This window comes from Olivibacter sp. SDN3 (assembly GCF_014334135.1).
Taxonomy (GTDB): domain Bacteria; phylum Bacteroidota; class Bacteroidia; order Sphingobacteriales; family Sphingobacteriaceae; genus Olivibacter.
In genome coordinates, this window is record NZ_CP060497.1 from 3,622,765 (window position 1) to 3,646,456 (window position 23,692).

General features: G+C 39.3%; 25 protein-coding genes and 1 pseudogene. 16 read left to right on the top strand and 10 right to left on the bottom strand.

The window, feature by feature from the left end; genetic code table 11:
- The first annotated feature begins 65 nt into the window (after nt 1–65).
- Nucleotides 66–257: a hypothetical protein gene (locus H8S90_RS15050; protein WP_187338684.1), complete on the top strand. Its 192-nt coding sequence runs from the start codon at nt 66–68 to the stop codon at nt 255–257.
- On the opposite strand, the gene H8S90_RS15055 is transcribed toward H8S90_RS15050, so the two are convergent.
- Both H8S90_RS15055 and H8S90_RS15060 read right to left on the bottom strand, forming a co-directional pair.
- Nucleotides 254–421 (bottom strand): hypothetical protein, encoded by a 168-nt coding sequence (locus H8S90_RS15055; RefSeq protein ID WP_187338685.1) that lies wholly within the window; start codon nt 419–421, stop codon nt 254–256. The two genes, H8S90_RS15050 and H8S90_RS15055, sit on opposite strands and share 4 nt — an antisense overlap.
- A gap of 95 nt (nt 422–516) precedes the next feature.
- Nucleotides 517–2,073: a glycoside hydrolase family 2 protein gene (locus tag H8S90_RS15060; protein WP_222852104.1), complete on the bottom strand. Its 1,557-nt coding sequence runs from the start codon at nt 2,071–2,073 to the stop codon at nt 517–519.
- Between the two features lie 23 nt (nt 2,074–2,096).
- On the opposite strand from H8S90_RS15060, the gene H8S90_RS25935 reads away from it, so the two are divergent.
- The gene (locus H8S90_RS25935; RefSeq protein WP_222852105.1) at nt 2,097–2,306 is read left to right on the top strand and encodes a hypothetical protein; all 210 of its coding nucleotides are present in this window, start codon (nt 2,097–2,099) and stop codon (nt 2,304–2,306) included.
- 837 nt (nt 2,307–3,143) lie between these two features.
- Complete coding sequence (locus tag H8S90_RS15065; RefSeq protein ID WP_187338686.1) at nt 3,144–4,094, top strand: hypothetical protein; 951 nt, start codon at nt 3,144–3,146, stop codon at nt 4,092–4,094.
- Nucleotides 4,095–4,258: 164 nt separating this feature from the next.
- On the opposite strand, the gene H8S90_RS15070 is transcribed toward H8S90_RS15065, so the two are convergent.
- Nucleotides 4,259–4,615, bottom strand: coding sequence for a helix-turn-helix domain-containing protein (locus tag H8S90_RS15070; protein ID WP_187338687.1), 357 nt, complete (start codon nt 4,613–4,615; stop codon nt 4,259–4,261).
- Between the two features lie 135 nt (nt 4,616–4,750).
- Between H8S90_RS15070 and H8S90_RS15075 the strand changes: the two genes are divergently transcribed.
- From H8S90_RS15075 to H8S90_RS15125, 11 genes are all read left to right on the top strand, one after another.
- Nucleotides 4,751–5,395: an NAD(P)-dependent oxidoreductase gene (locus tag H8S90_RS15075; RefSeq protein WP_187338688.1), complete on the top strand. Its 645-nt coding sequence runs from the start codon at nt 4,751–4,753 to the stop codon at nt 5,393–5,395.
- A 299-nt stretch (nt 5,396–5,694) separates the two neighbouring features.
- Nucleotides 5,695–6,597, top strand: coding sequence for an SDR family oxidoreductase (locus H8S90_RS15080; protein ID WP_222852106.1), 903 nt, complete (start codon nt 5,695–5,697; stop codon nt 6,595–6,597).
- 144 nt (nt 6,598–6,741) lie between these two features.
- Nucleotides 6,742–7,101 carry a hypothetical protein gene (locus tag H8S90_RS15085; RefSeq protein WP_187338689.1) on the top strand — a complete coding sequence of 120 codons (360 nt, stop codon included), beginning with the start codon at nt 6,742–6,744 and terminating at the stop codon, nt 7,099–7,101.
- A gap of 2 nt (nt 7,102–7,103) precedes the next feature.
- Entirely contained in the window at nt 7,104–8,012 is a 909-nt protein-coding gene (locus H8S90_RS15090; protein ID WP_187338690.1) for an AraC family transcriptional regulator, read from the top strand.
- A 138-nt stretch (nt 8,013–8,150) separates the two neighbouring features.
- Entirely contained in the window at nt 8,151–8,489 is a 339-nt protein-coding gene (locus H8S90_RS15095) for an Rpn family recombination-promoting nuclease/putative transposase (protein WP_222852107.1), read from the top strand.
- Nucleotides 8,490–8,859: 370 nt separating this feature from the next.
- Nucleotides 8,860–9,159: a hypothetical protein gene (locus tag H8S90_RS15100; RefSeq protein WP_187338692.1), complete on the top strand. Its 300-nt coding sequence runs from the start codon at nt 8,860–8,862 to the stop codon at nt 9,157–9,159.
- 172 nt (nt 9,160–9,331) lie between these two features.
- Complete coding sequence (locus H8S90_RS15105; RefSeq protein ID WP_187338693.1) at nt 9,332–10,396, top strand: type I restriction endonuclease; 1,065 nt, start codon at nt 9,332–9,334, stop codon at nt 10,394–10,396.
- 59 nt (nt 10,397–10,455) lie between these two features.
- The gene (locus H8S90_RS15110; RefSeq protein WP_187338694.1) at nt 10,456–11,478 is read left to right on the top strand and encodes a DUF4917 family protein; all 1,023 of its coding nucleotides are present in this window, start codon (nt 10,456–10,458) and stop codon (nt 11,476–11,478) included.
- Between the two features lie 231 nt (nt 11,479–11,709).
- Nucleotides 11,710–12,489, top strand: a complete 780-nt coding sequence (locus H8S90_RS15115) for a hypothetical protein (protein ID WP_187338695.1) — start codon at nt 11,710–11,712, stop codon at nt 12,487–12,489.
- 78 nt (nt 12,490–12,567) lie between these two features.
- Nucleotides 12,568–13,356 (top strand): hypothetical protein, encoded by a 789-nt coding sequence (locus H8S90_RS15120; protein ID WP_187338696.1) that lies wholly within the window; start codon nt 12,568–12,570, stop codon nt 13,354–13,356.
- Nucleotides 13,349–15,238, top strand: coding sequence for a hypothetical protein (locus H8S90_RS15125; protein WP_187338697.1), 1,890 nt, complete (start codon nt 13,349–13,351; stop codon nt 15,236–15,238). Before H8S90_RS15120 ends, H8S90_RS15125 begins: the two co-directional genes overlap by 8 nt.
- A gap of 25 nt (nt 15,239–15,263) precedes the next feature.
- Here H8S90_RS15125 and H8S90_RS15130 read toward each other — a convergent pair whose 3' ends face one another.
- Nucleotides 15,264–16,862, bottom strand: a complete 1,599-nt coding sequence (locus H8S90_RS15130; protein WP_222852108.1) for a reverse transcriptase domain-containing protein — start codon at nt 16,860–16,862, stop codon at nt 15,264–15,266.
- A 132-nt stretch (nt 16,863–16,994) separates the two neighbouring features.
- Here H8S90_RS15130 and H8S90_RS15135 point away from each other — a divergent pair, with 132 nt between their 5' ends.
- Together H8S90_RS15135 and H8S90_RS15140 are read left to right on the top strand one after the other, a co-directional pair.
- A complete protein-coding gene (locus tag H8S90_RS15135) occupies nt 16,995–17,156 on the top strand; it encodes a hypothetical protein (RefSeq protein WP_187338698.1) in 162 nt (53 codons plus the stop codon).
- Nucleotides 17,157–17,265: 109 nt separating this feature from the next.
- Nucleotides 17,266–18,513: a hypothetical protein gene (locus H8S90_RS15140; protein WP_187338699.1), complete on the top strand. Its 1,248-nt coding sequence runs from the start codon at nt 17,266–17,268 to the stop codon at nt 18,511–18,513.
- A 22-nt stretch (nt 18,514–18,535) separates the two neighbouring features.
- On the opposite strand, the pseudogene H8S90_RS26475 reads toward H8S90_RS15140, so the two are convergent.
- The 6 genes and pseudogenes from H8S90_RS26475 to H8S90_RS15170 all read right to left on the bottom strand — a co-directional run.
- Nucleotides 18,536–18,658, bottom strand: a pseudogene (locus H8S90_RS26475) (nucleotide kinase domain-containing protein); the annotation flags it as partial.
- A 135-nt stretch (nt 18,659–18,793) separates the two neighbouring features.
- A complete protein-coding gene (locus tag H8S90_RS15150) occupies nt 18,794–20,377 on the bottom strand; it encodes an ISL3 family transposase (protein ID WP_187338700.1) in 1,584 nt (527 codons plus the stop codon).
- 561 nt (nt 20,378–20,938) lie between these two features.
- The gene (locus H8S90_RS15155; RefSeq protein WP_187338701.1) at nt 20,939–21,382 is read right to left on the bottom strand and encodes a hypothetical protein; all 444 of its coding nucleotides are present in this window, start codon (nt 21,380–21,382) and stop codon (nt 20,939–20,941) included.
- A complete protein-coding gene (locus H8S90_RS15160) occupies nt 21,382–22,410 on the bottom strand; it encodes an AAA family ATPase (RefSeq protein ID WP_187338702.1) in 1,029 nt (342 codons plus the stop codon). The genes H8S90_RS15155 and H8S90_RS15160 overlap by 1 nt, the downstream gene beginning before the upstream one ends.
- Before the next feature lie 178 nt (nt 22,411–22,588).
- Nucleotides 22,589–22,870, bottom strand: coding sequence for a helix-turn-helix transcriptional regulator (locus tag H8S90_RS15165; protein WP_187338703.1), 282 nt, complete (start codon nt 22,868–22,870; stop codon nt 22,589–22,591).
- A 56-nt stretch (nt 22,871–22,926) separates the two neighbouring features.
- The gene (locus tag H8S90_RS15170) at nt 22,927–23,337 is read right to left on the bottom strand and encodes a helix-turn-helix domain-containing protein (RefSeq protein ID WP_187338704.1); all 411 of its coding nucleotides are present in this window, start codon (nt 23,335–23,337) and stop codon (nt 22,927–22,929) included.
- Nucleotides 23,338–23,692: the final 355 nt, after the last annotated feature.

The window sequence follows — 23,692 nt, forward strand, 5'->3', positions numbered from 1 at the left end:
TGAACAAAATCGTTCGTCCTGATTCGGAACATTACTTTAGCACTATACCGAAAACCCAACTACGTATGGCCAAAAAAGACGATCTGTTATGGAAGGGCATTCTAGAAGAAGTTTTTGACGATTTCCTACGTTTTATGCACGGAAATGCCGATGAGGTTTATGACCTGGATAAAGGGATCGTCTTTCTGGACAAGGAACTTGAACAGCTCTTTCCACCCGAAGGCGATGAGTTCAGCCCGAAAGTGAAGGGGAGTTAGGTTATTGCCTGTGTGCTGGCCGATAACGGCCTCATGGGATGAGCGTCAAAATGATTCAGGCCAGAGATGGGCAATAAATCCTGTGAAAAGCGAAGAGTAAGGCCTGTGTTGTGAAGCGGCTCCACAGGATTTCGCTGAGGCCCTGAATCATTAGCGAAGTCCATATAGCCTAGATTTTTTGTTACTTTTGTTATTCACCTCCGTTTGTTTCTCTGTTCTTGAATTTGGAAAGGTGGCTTCTTTACTTTCATTCAAATCCCTACTCCACCGGATATTCGCGCACGATGGAGCTGATATTCTTTTTAGCACCCATGTTCCGGCCATTCTTCAGTATCGCTTCGTTGATCCATTTCACCTTTTCGAAATCCATCTTCTCCACTTTACGGTCGTAGGTCACCAAACCGTTGATCTCATGCTCCACATCAGTCGTTTGCGTGTAAATAGCGGCACTCAATCCTCGGTAGAGCATGCGTTGCTCCACTTCGTTCAGCAAATAAATGTAGGTATCGGTCAAGATCTCGGAATTGATCATCACTTCGTAAGCGTTATTGGGCACTGGCCATAGATGGCCGCGCACAAATAATCCCTTCCCGCCAAATTCACCCAATGAAGCCGCGCGCTGCTCATCCGGTTCGGGAAAATATTTATCCTTCATTTCACCGTAGTGATGTAGGTCGACAAAGTCGCCATTCCCGGGATCGCCGGGAGCCGGGCGATAGCCGGGTGCATAGTTGTAGCCGGACAAGCCGTTGACCAGGCGTGTCGGATCGTATTTTTTTGTCCAGTCGGTAATGTCGGCCACTTCAAACGCGCCCCAGTTTTCATTAAACGGTACCCACATAATAATGGAAGGAACACTGATCAGCTGATCCATTATAGCTTTCCATTCACTTCTGAACTGCGCACGAACAGCTACCGAGTCGACTTCATCCGGATACCATAAGTTGGGCATATCCTGCCATACCAACACCCCAATTTTATCGCAGTGATGGTACCAGCGTTGTGGTTCTACTTTGATATGTTTGCGCACGACATTAAATCCCGTCTTTTTCGCCAGCTCAATATCATACCGCAAAGCCTCGTCCGTCGGTGCCGTAAAGACGCCATCCGGCCAATAACCCTGATCCAATAGGCCTAGCTGAAACTCAAACTTGCCGTTTAATATGGTTCTGTTAACACCATTGACCTTTTCGATACGAACGGAGCGCATGCCAAAATAGGAATCCACCTGATCCACCGTTTTGCCTTTAGCATCTACCAGTTGCAGGTTTAAGTCATATAAAAAGGGATCATCGGGAGTCCAAAGGCGGGGATTTTCAACAGATAGATAGAATGTTTCGCCAGGTTGACCATCCGCGCTGGCCTTCGCTTTGGCGCCTTCTTTTGCGTTGGCGACTACCTTGAGTCCTTTCTTGGGTGAAAATACCGTGATAGCCAGTCGGTCGTTCTCCAGATCCGGTATCAGTTTGAGGTGGGTGATGTGCTGCTGTTCAACCGGCTCCATCCATACGGTTTGCCAAATTCCCGAGCTGAAGGTGTAATCGCCTTTATCACCATTTTTTCCGCAGGGCACTTTGCCATCGTTCGGATCATAAGCACCGACTACCACCGTGTTTTCACGCGTAGTCAAATAATCGGTGATATCGAAATGGAAAGCCTCGTATCCACCGCCATGCGTACCCACTTTTTTGCCGTTGACAAACACCACCGCGAAATGATCTACGGCACCAAAATGCAGCAGCACGCGCTTATCATTCCAGGGGCGTGGGATGTTTATATTTCGTTTATACCATAAAAAAGTTTCCCCCTTTCGCACAATGCCGGACAGCTCGGACTCTGGTGCAAAAGGCACGCGAATCTTCTCGCCGGATGCCGGGAATTCCGGAGCAGTTTCGGCCATACGTGGATCAGCAAGCTTGGCACCGCCCATATAATCCCACAGCCCATTCAGGTTTTGCCAGTCGAAACGAACCATTTGCGGGCGCGGATATTCGGGTAAGGGTGTTTTTGCGGAGAGCGCTTCCTCTGTCCAGTTCGTCGGCAGGGTAAAGTCTGCTACGGTCTGAGCCTGAACCGACCATGACAATAACCAAGCCATCAGCGTGCAGGCGCAGGTGAGCGGGTGATAATAAGCTTTCTTGTTCATTAATTACTGCTATTCGTAGTATAGCGACCAATATAGCAAGAATAAGCCACTAATCGAAGCCTGGTACGATGATCAATCAACAATCCTGAGTTTTGCATCCGCCTCTTATTGTAGCGAAATTACCAATCGGCAGGTGTTCCGTTAAGCAAAACATATTAATAAGCAGCGGCTATGCATTCCTCGTGTGGTTTTTTTGTTTATTAGTTACCACTAAAATTTAGACGATGCTTTTGTACGATGGGAAACACCGGCCTTATGGGACAAAGTGTACTATAAAATCAAATGGGGTATTATATTTTCCTTCTCAACTGCCCAATATTCCGGCGGAACGTAATTTATCTTCTAAGTTGGCTAACTGAGGAATACACCATCGTAATTATCGTGGTTCTGAAAAGAGCCGAGTATTTCCAAACCAAATATTGCTGAATAGAATCTAATCAGTGGTTGTAGATTATTGGTATGCCTTGCTACACGAAGTTCCAATTTTTTAAGGTTTATTATCGAATGAATATTGATTTGTTATCGCTACCTCAACCATGTGATTTTAGATGCTACTACACTAAGTTATAAAAACTAATATCATGCACCTTGTTGTTTCAAAAATAATTCAGGTAAAGATAGCATAAGAATTTTTGATAAAATGGAGACACAACCTCTGTTCACTTTGTTCATTCACTGAACAAAATCGCTATTCCTGATTCAGCATATTACTTTAGCGCCATACCGAAAATCAATCACGTATGGCCAAAAAAGACGATCTGTTGTGGAAGGGCATTCTGGAAGAAGTTTTTGACGATTTCCTGCGCTTTATGCATGAAAATGCCGATGAGGTTTATGACCTGAATAGAGGGGTCACCTTTCTGGACAAGGAACTCGAGCAGCTCTTCCCGCCGGAAGGCGAAGAGTTCAGCCCGAAAGTAGTGGACAAGCTGGTACAGGTATATAGCAGGAGCGGAGAGGAGGAATGGATCCTGGTGCATGTGGAAGTTCAGGGCAGATATCATAAAAACTTTTCGGAACGGATGTTCACCTATTATTACCGGATACTGGACAAGTACAACAGACCGATTACCGCTTATGCGATATTCACTGACGCCGGTAAAGTAAAGCGACCAAGCAGTTATGAGACGGAACATCAGGGCACTAGTATTCGATATCGTTTCAACACCTATCATATCGCTTTGCAGGATGACGAAGATCTTCAGGCCAATGATAATCCCTTCGCGATGGTTGCCCTAACGGCCAAAATGGCATTTGCCGGAAAAGGGATAAGAGGTGCGCAGGCGCGTGACATAGCGCTATTGGATCTGAAGTTACAGGTATTGCGCAGGTTGGTGGAAAAGAAGCTAGAAAACAAAAAGATCAGAGCGCTGATGAACTTTTTAAAGTATTACGTGCGTTTTGAAAACGAGGAAAATCTAATTATATTTGAGAAGCAAATCGAAGAAATCACAGGAAGGAGCGAAATTATGGGTATAGAAGAACTACTGCTGGATAGGGCAACCAAACAAGGAATCCAAAAGGGAGAACGAAAGGGCGAACGAAGGGGTGAACAAAAGAAAAGTAGAGAGTTTGTAGAAAACCTTTTGCTGGAATTTGACTTTACAGACGAGAAAGCTGCGCAAGCTGCACAGGTTTCTATTGAATTCGTCCAAAAGATTCGTGCGCAGCTGAACAAGAAGAAAAAGTAGATTAATATTTGTTTATTATACATAATCGAGCCACGCATTTTTTTGTGTGGTTTTTTTGTTTATTAGTTACCACTAAAATTTAGACGATGCTTTTGTACGATGGGGAACACCGGCCTTATGGGACGAAGTGTGCTATAAAATCAAATGGGGTGAGGTTTATGACGTTACTTTTTCAGTATTGACTTTCTGTATTCAATTCCCCATTCAGCCATTGCATAGATGATTTTATTCAGGCTTTTGCCTTGTACGGTAAGTTCATATTCGACAGTAATAGGCATGGTATCCAAAACCGTTCGTTTGACAAGCTGATTCATTTCCAGATCTTTTAACTCTTTTGACAATACCTTTGATGCAATGCCTTCTATATGCCGGCCTAAATCCATAAATCTGAATTTCCCATTTACGTAAAGTGCAGCTACAATGGCTGTTTTCCACTTGCCACTCAACAAATCCTGTGTGTCTTTAACACCTTGAATTTGCAGCTTACAAGCATCTGAAAGTTTTGAATTTTGCTTTTTCATATATGCAAAAGTATAAAAAACAATTACCTATTGAACTACTACTTACCAAATGTAAACCACTTACCAATAGGTAACAGTTGTAAATAATGTAACTATGCTTTGTAATTTTGTAGCATAAAATTTAATACAGAAAAAATGAAAATAGCAGTAATTGGGACAACAGGTTTTGTGGGTAAAAGCATCACAAACGAATTGGTAAATCGAAACCACAGCGTTACCGGAATTTCAAGAAATGTAAACGCATCGGATAAGCCAAATCTGACAGTTGTTTCAGCCGACGTTTTGAACGTAAAGGAACTTGCGGAAATTTTAAAAGACAATGAAGCCGTTGTGAGTGCTTACAATGCAGGTTGGGAAAATCCAAACCTTTACAATGATTTTATTGCAGGTTCAGAAGCCATTCAGGAAGCTGTAAAACTTGCGGGTGTTAAACGCTATATTGTTATTGGAGGTGCAGGAAGTTTGTATATTTCGGAAGGCGTTCAAGTTGTTGACATGCCCGATTTTCCAAAGGGATTTTATATAGGTGCTTCGGCAGCAAGAGATTACCATAACATACTAAAGGAAGAAAATGAATTGGATTGGGTGTTTTTTAGTCCGCCTTTTGAAATGAACCACATAGAAACAGGCAGAACAGGCAAGTATCGTTTGGGAACGGATTTTCCGGTTTTCGACGATGACAAAAGGAGTGTATTGTCGGTTGAAGATTTAGCAGTTGTTATTGCTGATGAGGTTGAACATCCGAAACACCATCAGACAAGATTTACAGCGGCTTACTGATCGAAAGGCGCTAGCTGATCTGGAGGTATCCATTCACAGCAGCCATGCATTCAAAATGCATGGCTTTTTTATTTAGCATATGGCTTTGCAATGTAAATGATATTTTCGTGCGTGGGGGAATAAGGGCTTATGAAATGCGCATAAAATGTTTCAGTATGGTAGGCAAAGAATCCTGTGAGTGGTCCTTTCACCTTTAGTAGGAAACCGTTGACGAAAAGTCTTATACGGACATTAGAGAGGGAGGCTTTGTAGGCTCGAGGGATGTAGGAAATGCTGTAGCGAATTTTGCCTATAATTTTTTGATATATAGTCGTCTAAACGCTGTTTTTTTTACTTTTTGGCTACATCAAAAGTCGTTTTGGATACTTCCGATTCCCGATGCATACAGACCTTTGTATCATCATATAAAAAAAGGAAAGATGGATTTAAAAAACAGCACGATACTCATTACAGGCGGTTCCAGCGGGATTGGTCTGGAAATGGTCAAGCAGCTCACTCAAGAGGGGGCCACGCTTATAATAACAGGTAGAAACGTCGATACGCTAAATAGTGCCAAAGCGCAGTACCCGAATGTGCACACGTTTCAGAGCGATGTGAGTAAGCCCAGTGACATCGAACAATTGTACAACGATGTCATCAAGCTATTCCCGAAACTGAACATCATCGTCAATAACGCGGGTGCGATGCGATTGATCGACCTCCGGGATTCTTCCCGAGATATAGCGGATCTTGCCAGTGAAATCGACATTAACCTTACGGGAACCGTGCAAATGGTACACCGGTTTCTGCCCCACCTGTTAGAACAACCAACTGCAGCAATCGTCAATGTGTCCTCCGGGATTGCCTATATGCCCTACTCAGCGGCGCCAATATACAGTGCTACCAAAGCCGGAGTGCGTGCCTATACACGCGCCCTGCGACTGCAATTGCAGGACACCGGTGTAGAAGTTTTCGAGATGATCCCTCCGGGAGTAAACACCAACCTACAGCGCGATTGGGTAATACAGCCCAAACCAAGCCAGATGATGGATGCGGATAAAATGGTGAACATCGTCGTGAAATCCCTTAAGAACGACACGTTGGAAATCAAGCCGCTTTTAATAAAAGTCATCGGTACGTTGAGCCGCATTGCCCCCGGTATGCTGATCAGATTTGGGCATAAAGAGTTTAAGCGGTTCAGGGAAAGATCAAAAGCAGTATAGCAGTAATAGAGAGATATCTTGTCACACGTATAGCTTTGATTTTCGTACTGCTCTTGCGTAAAGTTGGAATACCGATAGCTTTTTTTGTACCTTAACATCGAAATCGGTATCCGTAGAAGTCGAATAAATTTATTTTAAAATGATATGTTAAAGGATATTATATCACTGATTTTGCTGCTGGTTTCCGTTTTTCTGGCGTTCAAACATGGTTGGGACACGTTTAATTATAAAAATAATCCCGAATCCATGAAGATGATGCAGGAACTGGGCATCCGGGAGGGGGTAATCCCGATTTTTGGCTTGATGACGCTTTTAATAGGTGTTTTGCTGCTTTTTCCCGGAACGTTTTTCCTTGGAAATATGCTGAATGCGGTATCGATTGTTATAATCATGGCGTTGGCAGTGCATGTTGGTGATTTTAAAATGGTACTGATCGAAATTCCTTTTCTGGTCATGCCGCTGCTTATGATATGGTTAAAGTATCCATTTAAAGATAGGTTTTAGACATGGCGAAATCAACACCGTACAGGATAAAAAGTATCACCGAGATACATCGCCTGATGGGAATGCCCAAGCCACTGCATCCCCTCATCGGGTGGGTGGATCTCAGCAAAATGCCGAAAGATTCGGGCATCGATGCCGTGATATTTGAACTGTATGTGATCACGATGAAAAGAGGATGCGATAAACTGCTTTACGGGCAGCAGAAATACGACTTCAATGAAGGTGTTTTGGCTTTCCTTTCTCCGGGACAGATCTTGAGTGGGGAAGCCGGTGGTGTGCCCGTTAACCTAGAGGGCTGGATGCTGTTCATACATCCTGATTTTTTTTGGGGGACTACGCTTGCCGCGAAAATCCGTAAATATGAATACTTTGATTATGCAGTCAGTGAAGCGCTGTTCCTTTCTGACAGGGAAGAAGCTATCATTAATGATATTGTGAAGAACATTCAGCATGAGTATCAATCCAACATTGATAAGTTCAGTCAGGATATTATACTATCGCATGTAGAAACGTTACTAAATTATGCCGAGCGGTTCTATCAACGGCAGTTCATCACAAGGAGTATTACCAACCACCATGTACTGGATCGTCTGGAAACATTGCTGACAGATTATTTCGATAATGACAATCTGATAACAAGGGGACTTCCAACGGTGCAGTACATCTCAAACAACCTGAATATCTCGCCGACGTATTTACGCGGTCTGCTAAAAAGTCTAACAGGGTTGAATACACAGCAGCACATACACGAAAAGCTGATTGAAAAGGCTAAGCACAAATTATCGACTACGGAACTGTCTGTTAGTGAGATAGCTTACGAACTTGGATTTGAACATCCGCAAAGTTTCAATAAGCTTTTTAAAAGCAAAGCTAAAGTAAGTCCGCTGGAATTTCGGGCAAGGTTTAATTAAGCCCTTAATTTTGCTCCTTCCGTTATTGCTTCCATTTATATAGCGTGCGGCTACGATTGCTGTTTTCCACTTTATTTCAGAACGGGTTACTGATCGGAGTGCGTTATCTGTCTTTTTTTTGTAAAAACGGAAGGTGCGTTGGACAGCGAGCGGGATAAATGGTTCTATCCGCTCAAGCATATCAGCAATATGGACAAGATCCCAAAGTTTTTGGATAAGCTTAACAGGATGGAACGTATGTCATACGAAGCAAGTTTAAAAACCAAATGGGATACCCAGAATGCCTTTGATTATGCGATAAAAGAAGCAGCAAAAAGGGCTGCAAAGGAAGCGACAAAGAAAACGCAGGAAGAAGAACGTACCAAAGCAGAACAGGAGCGGCTTGAGTCGGCAAAATCCTTAAAGCAGTCTGGTGTTGCTATTCATCTGATTGCTGAAAGCTTTAAATTACCTTTGGAAGTTGTAGAGAAGTTATAAATCAATGGAAGTATTAATTAACAGAAGCCATGCATTCAAAATGCGTGGCTTTTCTATTTGGTAGGTACCGCTAAAAAATCAGATGTGGCTTTCGTGCGTTGGAGAAACCTGCCTTATGAAATGAGCGTAAAGATGATTCAGGCCTGTAGTGACCAAAAAATTCTATGAATAATAATAAACAATTTTTCTCAACCTATTGCGAAATACTGTTTACTTTATTAAATTAGCTCCCGTCAATCAACTAAAACAAACCGTATTAAATAAAAATAAATAACCGACCGAACAATTACCTGAACCAACAAGCCGAACCTCAACCATCTCCGCGCCATATCCCGTAATTGCCACAGTCAGCCAAGAACCAAACACACACATGTCAATACCACACCGAAAGAAAGGCCTTTTGTCTTTTCAGCAGTGCGTGCTACAGCTGAAAATGTACCTGTTGCTGAGCATCATGGTCTTTACGGCTTTAACGCCCAATGCCAGCTTAGCTACAACAAATCCGAACAACAAGCTTGAGGTCGGCAAGGAAACCGTTGTATACGTCACCCGAACGGGAGAGAAATACCATAGAGGTAGCTGCCGCTACCTGAGCAAGAGCAAAATCGAGACCAGCCTGAAAGACGCGCAAAAGAACGGCTATGCGGCCTGTAAGGTCTGTAAGCCATAATCATAAAAATTAAGCGAGAAAATCGTCGATTATGGGAAACCGTAAAAACACAGGCTAAACGGTGTGTAATTTTGTATAACGATTAAGAACTGGCTACGCAGCAAACAGGCTACGCTAGCCGAGCAGAAAATAAAACAAAAAGCATCAAATCAACAATCTAAACTCAAACACGATGGACTTTAAAGATGAAATCCAGCAATTCGCCAAGCGGGTAGACCGCCTGCTTCCGCAGATCAAAACCGAGGAAGCCACCAAAACATCCCTGATTATGCCTTTCCTGCGCATATTGGGCTATGATGTGTTCGATCCCTTTGAGGTACACCCCGAGTTTGTGGCCGATATCGGCATTAAGAAAGGGGAGAAGGTAGATTACGCTATACTGAAGGACGATAAACCCGTTATCCTCATCGAGTGCAAGCATTATGCCGATGGCCTGGATCCGCACAATTCGCAGCTCTTCCGTTATTTCCATACGACAGAAGCCAAGTTCAGCCTGTTGACCAACGGGCTCGAATACCGCTTTTATACCGATCTGGTAACACCCAATAAGATGGACGAAAAGCCCTTCTTTGAATTCAAGATCACCGAGATGCGGGATAATGAGATCGCCGAGCTCCGTAAATTCCATAAGGCCGTTTTCGATCTGGAGAGCATCTCCAATACGGCCAGCGATCTGAAATTCTTCAATGAGATCAAGATCCTGATCAATGCCGAGATCCATAATCCCAATGAGGAGTTTGTACGCTATTTCGCCCGGCAGGTATATCCCGGGCTGGTAACCGCTAAAGTGCTCGATCAGTTTACCACGCTTACCAAGAAAGTATTCACCCAGATCGTGAACGATCAGATCAGCGAAAGGCTGAAGAGTGCCTTGAAGAAAGAAACCGAAACCACTGCAGAGCTTGCTCCAGCGCCTGCCGAACCGGAATCACTGATTATCACCACACAGGAAGAGATCGATGGATTCCTGATCGTGAAGTCTATCCTCCGTAAGGAAGTGGAGGTGGGGCGTATCTATATGCGCGATACGCAGTCGTATTGCGGTGTACTGTTGGACGATAATAACCGAAGACCCATCTGCCGCTTTTATTTCACGGCAAACCGCTTAAGGATCGGTTTATTCGATAAGGATAAAAAGGAAACCAAACACGATATCCAAAGCCTGGATGATATCTATAATTTTTCTGAGGAGATTGTGCAGAGTATAGGGTATTATGATAAAGAGAGGGCGGCTTAGGTTACTAAACTTGGATGCTCTGTTATAAGCATGCGATTATTTAACGATAAAATACATATATGTACAAAAAAATCACTTTTCAGGAAGCTTTAGAAATAAGTTCAGTTTGTAACAAAAGGCACCTTCTTATAGGCAACGGTTTTAGTATAGCTTGTCGAAAAGACATCTTCCGTTACGATTCATTATATCAACAAGCCGATTTCCAAAAGATAAATCCTGAAATAAAGGAAGTTTTTGACCATTTAGGAACAAAGGATTTTGAGCTAGTAATTAAACATTTGAATTATGCAATACATGTTTTAACTATTTATGATCCCAAGAACCTGTATCTTATTACAAGTTTGAAAAATGATGTGGACGAACTTAAAAGTATTTTGGTTAATACTATAGCTAATAGCCATCCAGAGAACCCTTCTGAAATTTTAGAAGAGGAATATCAGAATTGTAGAAACTTTTTGTCCAACTTTAACAATTGCTATACCCTTAATTATGATCTTTTATTATACTGGACTTTTATGCATTTCCAAGAAACAAAAGAGCTCCGTTCCGATGATGGATTTAGGACGCCTGATAATGGACAAGCTAATTTTGTGACTTGGGATATTGAAAAGACGGACGGACAAAATCTATTCTACTTACACGGGGCTCTACATTTATTTGATTCTGGTGCAGAACTTCAAAAATATACATGGATAAATACAGGCATACGATTGGTTGAACAAATTCGTAATGCACTGAATACAGATTTATATCCATTATTTGTTTCCGAAGGAACCAGTCGAGAGAAAACAGATAGAATTATGCATAGCAATTACCTGTCTAGAGGTCTAAGGAGCTTTAGCCATATTGGTGGTTGTCTTTTTATTTATGGACATTCGTTAGCAGACAATGATGATCATATCTTAAAGTTGATACCCAACTGCAGCATCAAATCATTGTTCATTAGTCTATATGGAGATATTACTTCAGAATCAAATAAAGAGATAATCACAAAAGCTGAGAGACTATTAGCAAAGCGAAAGAAAAAGGGCTATATAGAATTGCATTTTTTTGATGCAGAGTCTGCAAGGGTTTGGGGTTGATAAAGCATTACGAATTTAGTATGAATAAATATGATAAATTCTTTATTGGTAAAGAAAAGTTTTCTGTTAAGAGACCAATTTCATTGTACAAATAAGTATTAACTAGGAAGTATGTGCCACAAATGGTCAATGAGTTGGGACGTACGGGAATTAGCGAATCTTCTATTTTTCCCGATTTAGAAGGATTATCAAGAGAAATTAAAACAAAATATTTACAGTAAATTATTTACTATGGATGACCAATTACTTTTACAGCTTTTTATTTTAACAGTTATTATTTTCATCGTTCTGATGATAGCATGCCCACCTTTCAGATCATTATTCTATAAAGAACATCCCAATGAACTTAATCCAATAAGTGCAGAGGAATTTGTTGTAAGATTCGAACAAAAGATGCCTAATGGAGTGTTGGAAAAAGAACTGAGGTGGAAAGAATTACTGGAAAAGGCATGGAAGGTGCGAGATTTTGAAATAGAGTTATATTGGAAAAGGACCAACTATTTTTGGTTGTTTCAGGTTCCAGCATTTGCAGCGTACTTTCTCGTTTGGAAAAATGATGTTAGTAACGATAAACCTGACGAGCTTTTTGTGATCTGTTGTCTCGGTATTGTATTTTCTACTGGTTGGCTTCTCATAAATAAAGGAAGTAAGTCATGGCAAAGGCATTGGGAATGTTATATTGACTTGTTGGAAGATCGATATTACGGTCCGTTATATAAAACCGTTGGTCTGAAGTCTAGTTATTCAGTATCGAAGATCAATGAAATAGTCAGCTGTGCGTTTATTTTCGTTTGGAGCTTATTCGCTGTTAAATTTATGTCGGAAAATAATATAACTATTTGTCTTTGTTCAAATTCTGAAAAATTTAAGCCATTTATAGCATTTACCTTGTTTTTTACAAGTATTACGTTGCTAAGTATGTTCAAAGGATATGGTAGAGGGTATTTTAAAGGTAGAAATATTACTTTTTATAAAAGAAAGGTTACATATAAAAAAGGTGATTCAGAATAAACTATTAGAATCAGTTAATCAAATTAGAACGAAGCACTTATTTGAAATTTTAGTATATTCACTGTAAAATCTAAATTTATGGGTCACGAACGTATTGGAACTTTACCTAAAAGTGAGCGGTGGCGAAATATTGTGAGAAGTGTTGGTAATTATACTGATAGTGAGGATAATATTGCAGAAATAGCTTCTCAAGCTACAAGAAATGTCAGGAGTAGATTCCAAGACATAACTTCTGATTCTAGTGTTTTTGCTGCTTTCAAATTCATATTAACACTTGCGCATTTAGCAAAGTCAGACGACGCACTTGAGAAGTTACAGGGACAAGGGATAGTCCTTCCGAAAAACTTCAACCTCTATGACTTGGCATTTTGCATACAAAATTACGTTTTAGAAGATATTGACTCTCAGGAATACTCATCTTTTGCAGTTCAGTCGATTATCGAAACGATTAGTGAATGGGCTAGAGTCAACGAGACCGGGCAGCAAAATCTTTTTGAGTCTAATGATGGGAGCCTTGAATTGTGGAGGAAAGCTTCAAATGGAGCTGGGTTTTGTGAATTGTCTAGATTGTTTTTTTCGAAATTTACAGAACGATATTTAAAATATTTTTTAGAGAGGGAGGCAGCAGCGGAGATTAACAACCTTTATGATAGAACACAGTTTAATAAAAATTTAGAAACTCATATTGATAGGATTGCAAAACATGCATTTGAGACTTCAAAAATAACGCAGTCATTCGCAGCGGCATGGTTTAATAAATATGCAAGAGAAAAATTACCAACTGATAAGAGGATAAGAGGTTTCCTTTCATTTGCTTTTCAGAAAATAAACAGCGAGCTAGTAAGGGAGGAAATAGCTAATGATTAAATCTAACCACCATATCGTGTTGTGTGGTGGAGCTCGTACTTCCCCTCGAAAATTGAAACAATATGTTCCAAGCCATATTCATGAGTTGTGTATCGATACCTCTACTAAAGGGCAGAATATAAATCTTGATTTGCCACACTTCATTAAATCTGTTAACTGCCATTTTCCCGATCGTATTAAAGATTTGTTAGAAATAGCAGGGTACGTGTATGCGGCTGACAGAATGATCGGCCGTGGCGCTAATGATAGCCTCGAATATCACAGCTGGTCTCGACAATTGGATTTTTTTATCAAAGTAAGAGACGTTTCGTTTTGGTCTCGTCCTGAAGTCTCGAAGTCATTATCTGAAGCCTTGGTTTTCGTTTCTGGTGATTTAGAATATACTTTTAAATTTCAAGAAGGAGGGACGGACTTTGGCCAAGTAAGTCTTTATGACAATGAAGCGATTCAGTTGGAAAAAAAAGAAAATTCCATTATCTGTCTTTTTTCTGGCGGTCTAGACTCGCTAGCTGGCGCTCTTGAAATTCTTACGAAAACGGATAAAAATTTAATTTTAGTAAGCCACAGGTCTAATACAACTGGAGTTTCAAAAATTCAGAAAGGCATATATGGTCTGCTTCAGAACGATTTTCCTAATAGAATTCAGTATTTTCCTTTCTATTGTAATCTTCATCTTCATGGTGAACGAGCAGTTGAGGAAACCCAGCGAACACGAATATTTTTATATACGACAATTGCTTATGCGCTGTCTACGCTTGCTTCAGAAAAGGATATTTACGTATTTGAAAATGGCATAACGTCTTTAAACTTTTCAAAGCGGGCTGATTTGATAAATGCTCGAGCTAGTAGAACGACACATCCTAAAACTTTGCAGTTGTTTGAAAATTTCTATTCTGTTGTTGGAGGAGAGCACCGCCCCATTATTCACCCTTTTCTGTATAATACTAAAACCGATATTTTTAAGAAAATCGAGTCGGCGGGCAAGATCAATTATATCAATTCCACAATCTCATGTACAAAAACGTTTCTTAGGTTTGAAAATAATTCTCAAGCAACTCATTGCGGGGGATGTTCCCAATGCGTTGATAGGAGATTGGCAGCGTTTGCTTCGGGTCTCGAGGACTTCGACGCAATTTATGATGTTGATATCGCGAGAGATCCTGTTGTTAGTTTAGAATCACGAACACATTTAAATGACTATATCAGAGCAATTGTAAAATACAACGGTTTTACAGAACTGAACTTCCAATATGAAATGTTAGCGCCATTAACTGATATATTACCTTATTTAAAAGGACAGCTACCGTCAGAAAAGGCATTGAGAATTTATGATCTGCTAAAAGTGCATACTACGCAGGTATTAAGTGCTCTCCAGAGGATAAGGCTTCTTCAAGATCCACTTAAGCCTAAAGTTGCAAATACTCTATGTGCTTATATTGATGACAGAGTATATCTAAAGCCTCCGGTAGAGTGTTTAATTGATGTGATTAAAGCGAAGCTCATTGTAGCAATACCTCAAGCATTTGAACATGAAAAACCCAAGCATGAAAATGCATTAAATGACCTTATACATGCTCTTATTCAAAGCGAAAGCGCTGATTATGGGAGGGAATATCCGACAATAAAATTTTCAGTTGCTCGTGTTATACCAGATCATTCTTTTTTAGATGCTTACAATTTATTAATAGAGGCGAAATATTTGCGTGGGAGAACTTCTAAAGCAGCGATTACGGATCAAATTGGAGCTGACATTACAAAATATCCAAAAGAAAAGCACAAATTGTTTATTGTTTACGATCCTGAAAGAAAAATCGCGAATGACAGTGATTTTTCGAAAGATATTGAAATTCAGCCAAATTGCTCAGTGTTTATTGTTCGTTAAATCGTGTGTTTTCAAAGCTGATAAGTTATTTCTTATTCACCAAATGCTTATTAATAGCCTGACCAATAATCTGTCTACGTTTTCGTAGTTGTCGTGAAAAAGAATTTGATTCAAATTCTTTTTTACACCTCCTGATATAAGACATGTAGTTCGATTGATTCTTACTCTCCAAGTCAAAATGCTTGAAGACAAAATCACCACGTTCGTTCACTATTAATGAGTATCTTCTTCTAAATACTTGTTTAGCTTCGGTTTTGTTAGCGTGTTTCAACGGGGTATTATATAGCTTCTTAATTTGATTAATGTATACGGCTCTTGGAACTGTTGGGTTATGCTGCGACAATTTTATCGCTCTTCTTGATCGCCTCTTTATTATTTCGATAATTCGCCTGTAGTATTTTGCGATATTGGTGGATTTTATCAAAGTGTTGTAACCTCGAAATTCAAAGCCCAAATAAGTTAATGGAGAATCTATAATAGAAACCGACTGGGTTACCCTAATCGAGGTGATTCTTTTATCTTTATTTTTGTTGTAAACTAATCTTCTGAAAAGAAATCGCTCTGTTTTTTCTTGACTGATTTCGACTTCATACTTCACGATTAACTCGTTAACATATTTATCAATCGTATCAACCTGTTCTGGGGAACACAGAATCAATATATCATCCGAATACCTTCTATAAAATACCCCTAGCTTTTTAGTTAGTTCGTTGATAATTGTAGTGTCAAACTCAAGCAGATATAGATTTGCTAATACTGCGCTTATAGGAAGCCCCTGTGGAATTCCGATCTTCTCTTTCTTTCCTTCTGGGGTTATTCTTCTGAAAGGATTTTTGTAGATACTTAATCTTCCTTCTCTTATCTCTTTTCGGAACTCTTCGTTCGATTGGAAAAAGCATTTAAAGCCCTTACTTTTTCTTATTTTAGAGAGACGTGATTCATCGAAACCGGTTTTATTCTTTTTTAAATCATTATAAAGAACATAACTGAAGTTAGTACAGGCCTTAAAGACATTATAGTGATCAGCCGGTAGAGCTTCCTCTTCTAATAAATTAGACCAAATCTTATATAGATGTTTATGTGATATAGAGGAAAAGAAACTTTTTAGATCAATTGCAAGAGCGGAGATTTTACCATACTTTTCAACACAACTTTTAATCTCATCAAGCACTTCACGAGCAAAGTGAATATTACTTTTTCCTTTTTCGGTGGTTTCATTTACGGGGATTGTCCTGTAGGCGAGTACAGCTTTATTCAATTCTGGGTCTTCTTTCAATTTTTTTTCGTAGAGTTTCCCTAATTCATGAGCGTAGTAGGAATAAATCAGTGAATCGAAATGGCTGGCATAATGCAATGGTCTCTTTTTTACACTTCGCTCCACGGTGTTCTTGCCGATTATCTTGTGACTATGTGCTCTTTTGTTTCCTATATGCTTTTTTTGATTTGGTTTTTTATACTTACGATCTGAGAGTATCCGATGTATTAGGGGGTAAAATGCATATTTAGCAATATAACTTGGAGATTTTATTTTATGCATATAAATTTTCCAATTACTCTCAACATTTAGAGAAGGAGTAATGTGCATATATCCTTTGCTTTGAAGCCAGTCAGGTTTAGGGATCATAGGTATAAAGTAAAGCTCATGCAAGGGCTATCAATAATGCATTATTGTTTACATAACCATTTTTACATGCGGACCAGGACCCAATTACTGAGTCATTGTAATTTCGATAAACATAATAAAGTAATCTACTACATGAACAAACTATTTAGAATAATTGCTATATTAGTAGCTATAACTGTCTTGGTACATTTAGATACCTTGTCAGCATTTAACTTCATCATTGAAGTATTTATAACCAAAGTGCTAGAAGCATTCAAGCCTTGGTTCAATAAACACCTAACCTATTATTTCTAATAGTAAAGCCATAAAAGCTCTTTGATCCTACCTAATTGTAAACTGCTATTTATCCCATTGCATAAGCTTCCCAAATTTATTAAATTGCAAGCATAAATAATAACCTAAAATGGAAAAATCTGAACCTACAAATCCGTACATCGATACGCAAGATTATAAAGAAAAAGATGAGAAAATTCCGATCGGATCCATAGTGTCCAATTTAGCTCATCCTTATACTCAAGACAACAGAAATGTGTTGATAACAACCTATGCGCATTTCACACCGCCATTAATGATTGTTGTTGAAAAAAACTACGGGGCAAAATATAATGCAGTTAGTGGTGTGTATGAAGATAATGATTCTTACAAATGCTTATACTATTCGACGATTAACGGTTCTTTTGAGTATAATTGGTTTAAGAGAAGAGAAATTCGATTTATTAAAGAAGGCGATAATAAGCTTTTGATAGAGTATAAGGACAAGGGTGCCGAGGAAGTGAAAAAGAACTTATTAGGTAAGATGGCTATTTTAACTAACGTTGATTTAGAACTCGAAAAGAAAAAACTATGGTCGGATTCTGACGGGAAACTAAAGAAGCCGAAGATAAATAATTTACTAGATTTTTTGCCGCCCCTTGGTACGATAATAGATATTAAAAACAATGAAGATTATCAGAAGTATAATGAAAAAAGTGGCAAAATAAGTTATAGGAAGTCCAAATTGTCTGTAAAGTTAAGATGGTTTAACAATGCAACATCTAAATACAGTGAGGAGTACATACCGATGATAGCAATTAAAACTCTATCAACGGAACTTAAGAGCTATAGCCCTACTTTACATTATTTGTATAATTCGCCCAGCCAATTGGAAGAAAATGCGTCCAAGAAAGTTAAAGCTACACCATTCAAAATAGAGGATATTATTTGGCAACATTACTACTACGTTTACCGATTTAAAAATTTGTTCACAAACCAGTTAGTCACCCTAAAAACAGAAGAGCAGTTAGCAAAAATATCGGATTTCAATACACTCAGCGCAGATGATATAGAAACATTGTTACATAATAGCAAATTCGAATTCAAAAAAATCACTGATTTTTTTAATGTAGATAATAAAGAAAATCTCGAAAATAAATGGTTTGAGATTCAATATTCTGACAGAAACGAAAGGTATACAAGAAGGATTATTTATGTTAATGAGTTGATTGAAGAAGAACCCGAAACCGCCAATAGCAAAACCAGATTAATTTTAAAAGCTAATTGCTTATTGAGAGAAGGTAAAACTCGCCATTTTAACGTGAGTAGAATAAAAGGTTATAGATTGATGCCAGAGACTTTTGCTAGTAATTTTGTTGAAACGAAGTTAGTAAAATAAGTGAGGCAGCGTCTCACTTATTTTAGCAAATACCGAACCTGAATCTGGCGCGATATGCGTTAGTAAATTTATGTCCCGAAAGAATAGAATCGGCAGTCAAGAACGGTAGATTTGCTGAACGATTGAAGAATACTTCTTGGCGCTCCGCGGCAAATTTCTAATAGGTGTCAAGTACCTTTGAGGGTTTTGATTGATTTTCGTATATGGTGAGGCATTTATCCAGTGTTTTTTAATCGTTTGTATTACGGGTCAGCATCGGGTTCTTCCCCACTTTTGGTGGTTACGAAGGAGCTAGTATCAGCCTTTTCTCCAGTAAGCGAAGTGAGCAACGTCCATACATCTGTCTTTTCAGGGTCTTTAACTTATTCACGTTTCCTTCAACCGGGCCGTTGCTCCATGGTAGATCGAATGCATTTTTGATTGCCGCGAAATCTTGTCGGAGCCCTTTTGCAAAACCACATAATTCCGGAATCGAGGAATCACTTACGCTCTGTATCCAATCCTGTAAGCCCGAGCTAGATTGATCTTTAAACATCATTTGACGGAATTGTCTTATAAAAAATAGCGATTTCCTCAATACAATTGAGGCCGTACAGAGCTGATTCAATATATTCGGTTCATCCCCAGAAAGTTTTTTGGGATCATTGAAAAAGAGCATAGCACTTCTCGATGGTCTCCAGAGACTGAGATCCGAGGGCAACACAGTTTTTATTCCCTTTTTCTTACCCATTGCCAGACTATGCCTGGCCAGCCCGTCGGATAAGGTAGAGTATGCACCCTGATATCCGCGGCCTTTAAGTTCAGTATGTAACTGTCTTAGCTGGATTGCCGGATTTTCTGCTTTCCTTTTCTTTATATAACCAAGGTGTTCCTCCAGCCCTGTCGGTGAGATGTACGTTTTTCGCGGAAGTTCCTCGCAGTGTTTATATTTTCTGACTGTTATACGGCTCATCTTAAACCTTCTGGCTATTTCCCTGATCGGAATGTCCTGTTGTAACAATCGCTTCACCTCCCGGAACTTTTCCTGCTGACGTGGCGAAGCCATACTTTTCAATATGCGTGGAGATGCATGACTTATTTCACTTTGGACATCCCTTACTCTTTTCATGGCTGCGTGTTCCCTGTCCAGGATTTTCCGGACCGCCTCTCCAAGGTTTTTCAACAGGTGCCAGCGATCCGTTACCTGGATGGCCTGCGGTGCACCTTTCGTTGAACCACGTTGATAATTGCCATACCTGTCCCTTGAAATGACCTGTATCTTATGCCGCTCTTTCAGCCAACCGGAAAGGGTCTTCTCTTCCCTGTCGCCGAGCAGGCCAATCGGTCTGTTTGCTGCTAAATCTACGAGTATACTGCCGTAACGCTCCCGTTTTCGGATAGCCCAGTCATCTACGCCTAAAGCTACCACTTCATTGCTTTTGGGAAGTTGTGCTCGGTCTATTATACGTAATAAGGTTGTATCACTTACCGGTATAGAAAATTCACCACATATTCTTTCGCCGGATTTTCCACCGGCTTCAATTGCTATGTTCAGTAGTCTGTCCTGTAATCTCTCCGTTTTCCGCTGATATGACCGGAAATGGTTATCGAACCTTTCGGTAAATACCTTTAATGGACATTCATCGGTGAGGCAATAAAACTTACGGGCCCTGAGTAATATTCTCGAGGATTTTCCGAACGAAGGTAGATCATTAAACTTTCTGGTGTAATAGCTGTGTATCCTTGAAGATACTAAACAGCAATTTGGACAGGCACTTCCTTTTTGGGTGCTCTGCACATAAATATTAAGTTTATCGATCTGGTTATCTACAGAAATGACCCGGAAACTGTCACCGGAATTGAAGATTATTTTGGTGGCATTCATTGGTAATATAACGAAGCCAAAGGCTTGATCTCATAGATTTACCACCAAAAGTGGGGAAGAACCAACATCAACGGAATATTCAGATGATTGCATAATAGAGGAGAACGTAGATAAATTTGATTCTAATATCGCTCGCTTCTCTCTAGTTACTTGCTCATCCGATATAAGGAACTATTTTGAGATGTTGACATATCAGATTCCACGCGTATAAAACAACGTTTAAATTACTGAAAAATAAATTATGGTATTTAGATTTGGTGAACATTACTACTTAGAAGGGGCGTCTTTTTTTGTCTTGTCCTGAAATAGCTTTACACTAGGTCTTGTACAGGAAAAACTATACAGTTTTTTTGATGAGTTGTATCAGCAAAAATGTATAGCTATATCGGTATAAGACCTCTTCAGACCATCTCAATAATGAAAAGGAAATTAGTCAACAAGTCGTTGACTAATTTCATGAGACTTTCTGACAAACAAACCTACCTCTATCTTTCCCTTTTTCCAAGCAAGCTTTTGATTTGATTTTCGTTCAAAGTAACTACGCTAACACCTTAAATAGATTTACACTATTTCCTCGTAATGAAACTGTTTCCGTTTAATCATTAGCTTTTTATCACGGTAAATCTTTTCCTGAATATTTTTGAACTTTTGGTCCGCGGCTTTTGGTACAGCACTTGAAACAACGATTCCGCTATAGTCCGATGCTGGTGCCTTAATTTTTTTGTTTACGTTATCATAGGTCGATAATATCTGGGCTACCGCATCATCTATAGATTTTCCTTTGAGCTCTACCAAATAGAATTTGGAACCACTAACCTGAAACAGATAATCACACTTTTTTATTGTTTTATCGGTAATAAGACAATCGTCTACACGTACACGGCAGACGGTTTTGTTGCTCGGGTTCCGTAAGATAAACTTTTTGCCGTTTTCAATTGCACTACAGGCATTGCTAAAACATTGGTCTTCGCCTTTTAGTATGGTTTTTAGGTTGTCGCACGTCATTATTCTGCGTATTTCAAGGTCAGTAATTTCTCAAATGTTTCACTTATTGTTCCTGATACATCATCGATGTTGGATGGACCGATAGATTGCAGCTCCTCATCCAATGTTGATTTTGCAGTACCTTCATCAAAGAAATAGCATGCCACCTTCTCAAAATTAACCCATTGGGGAAAAGGAACCAATTTTTCAACAGCCTCCTTCACCTCAGACCTGTGTTCCGCAACATTATTTGCCTGAATCAGATTGTCAATGGAGGTTAACAGATAGGGGCTATGCGTTGTAATAATCAGTTGATCTTCCGAGGCATTTATTTTCTCTATAATGAACTCAATGAGATCCTTCTGGGAAGATGGATATAGATTAAGTTCCGGTTCCTCTATTACAAACAGGTCATCCCCACCATTTTTTGTATTCTTGGTGTTATATTCCACGACTAGTAACAGCGGCAAGATGGATTGGATGCCACTGGATGCCTGTGCGAGTTTTATAGCTGTTTGGTTTGGGAGGACAATATAATCTGTACCATCGCGCAGCTCGTATTTTGCATTTAGAAAATCTATGGGAAAGGTCTTGATTGCACTTCTGGCTTTTTCAAATTTTGCCCCGAAATCGATTAGCCATTTAGGCAGTGCTATGTCGCTGTTTATCAAGCTGAAAATGGATTGTGATAGGGTAGAAAAGAACACACGTTCGGCCGGAATATAGATTGCGTTTAAACGGGGTTGATCAAAGTGGCTCGTATTGATAATAAAACTGTTATTCTTGATCTCGTAAGTATAGCTGTCGTGTTCGAAACCTATATAAGTATCACTACCGATATTATATTCAATGTTATAGTTGCTCAACAGCTTTTTGAACTCACCAAATGGATTGTTTGAGACAGCAAATTGCCCACTTTTAAAGATCGTTGCAAGTTTGGCTACTGTACTTTTACCACTTGATGTAGTTCCTATAAATATATTAATGCGCTTCAGTTCTATCTGAGCATTTATGATTGGGCCAAAATTCTTTATAATAAGATTTTCCATCAATTATTCATTTTAAAGTCGTTGCATCATCTAAAAATTTAGTAAATTCATTCAAGGTTTTGATGATGCGCCATTCCCCTTTACAGCATTTTCCTTAAGCTTTTGTTCTTTTAGTTTGAAGGAACTGAATTTTGCTTTTATTGCTTTTTCTGATTCCCTTAATTATATTGTTTATTATTTATTTCTCTGAATCTTTTTCTTCGCTCTCATAATAGTTGACAGAATATATGGTTCTACTGTAAGTTCCGATATTATAATTAGTACTATCTGATACACCCAAGATATGTTTAGGATCAATTCCATAATAGGCTCCAAGTTTACCTGCTTGATCGAACGTTGGTTTAACGACTCCACTCTCAATGAGCGCGTATTCGGAAATAGATACATCTATTACAGCCGCCAATTGATCCTTCTCATATTTGTTTTCGATTCTCAGATTTTCCAGTAAAGTTTTGGTCATGATATTTTATGTTTTCGGGTGTTAAAGTTATAAAACTCTTTCAATAATGAGATCTATTAGGTTGTTTTATCGTCGATGAGATGAGATAATAACCTTTCGTTTTCCTTGGACAGTTTCTCATTTTGCTTTTTCAAAGCTTCAATTTGCTCGTCTTTTTCTTTTATAAATCGCTCGTATAGTTTAATGACAGTTTTGTGCTCAGATTCATTGTATTCCTGCGTGCTAATAATTGTTCGGCTGTGTGATCCTGTATTGAAATTAACTACTGGCAAATCTTCTGAAAGAAAAACATTCGCAGGCACATTATATAGTTGTGCGAGTTTCTTCATTCGGTCAATTGTCAAACGGATTTGACCATTTTCGATTTTCGAGTAGGTATTCTGACTTATCTTTAAATAGGATGCTGTGTATTCCTGACTATACCCATTTGCCTCCCTGAGAATTTTCATGATTTTTAATTCGGTCATACTTTAGAGGTTTAAGTGATAAGCTAGTATTCTAAGTGATTATTTAGTAGCACGAAAAATAACGCTTTGTCAAATTGAACATTAACTTTGTTGCTATACCAAAGATAGCAAAAATATGTGTAGAAACGATATATACAGCATTTAAAATACATAAAAATAGGTATTAACTAAAGAGTCTTGCGGCACCTTTTCTGACGCCGTTGACGCGAGACAGCAGATAATATCCACAGCTACGACAGATGTGTTATATTTGCACGTCGAAGTAGATGTGGGGCTGCTGTAATTCCGTGTCAACGTCAGGCGTCAGAAACCAAATGGTGCCACGGTTTGCAGTCCCACATTACTGTTTCTGCAC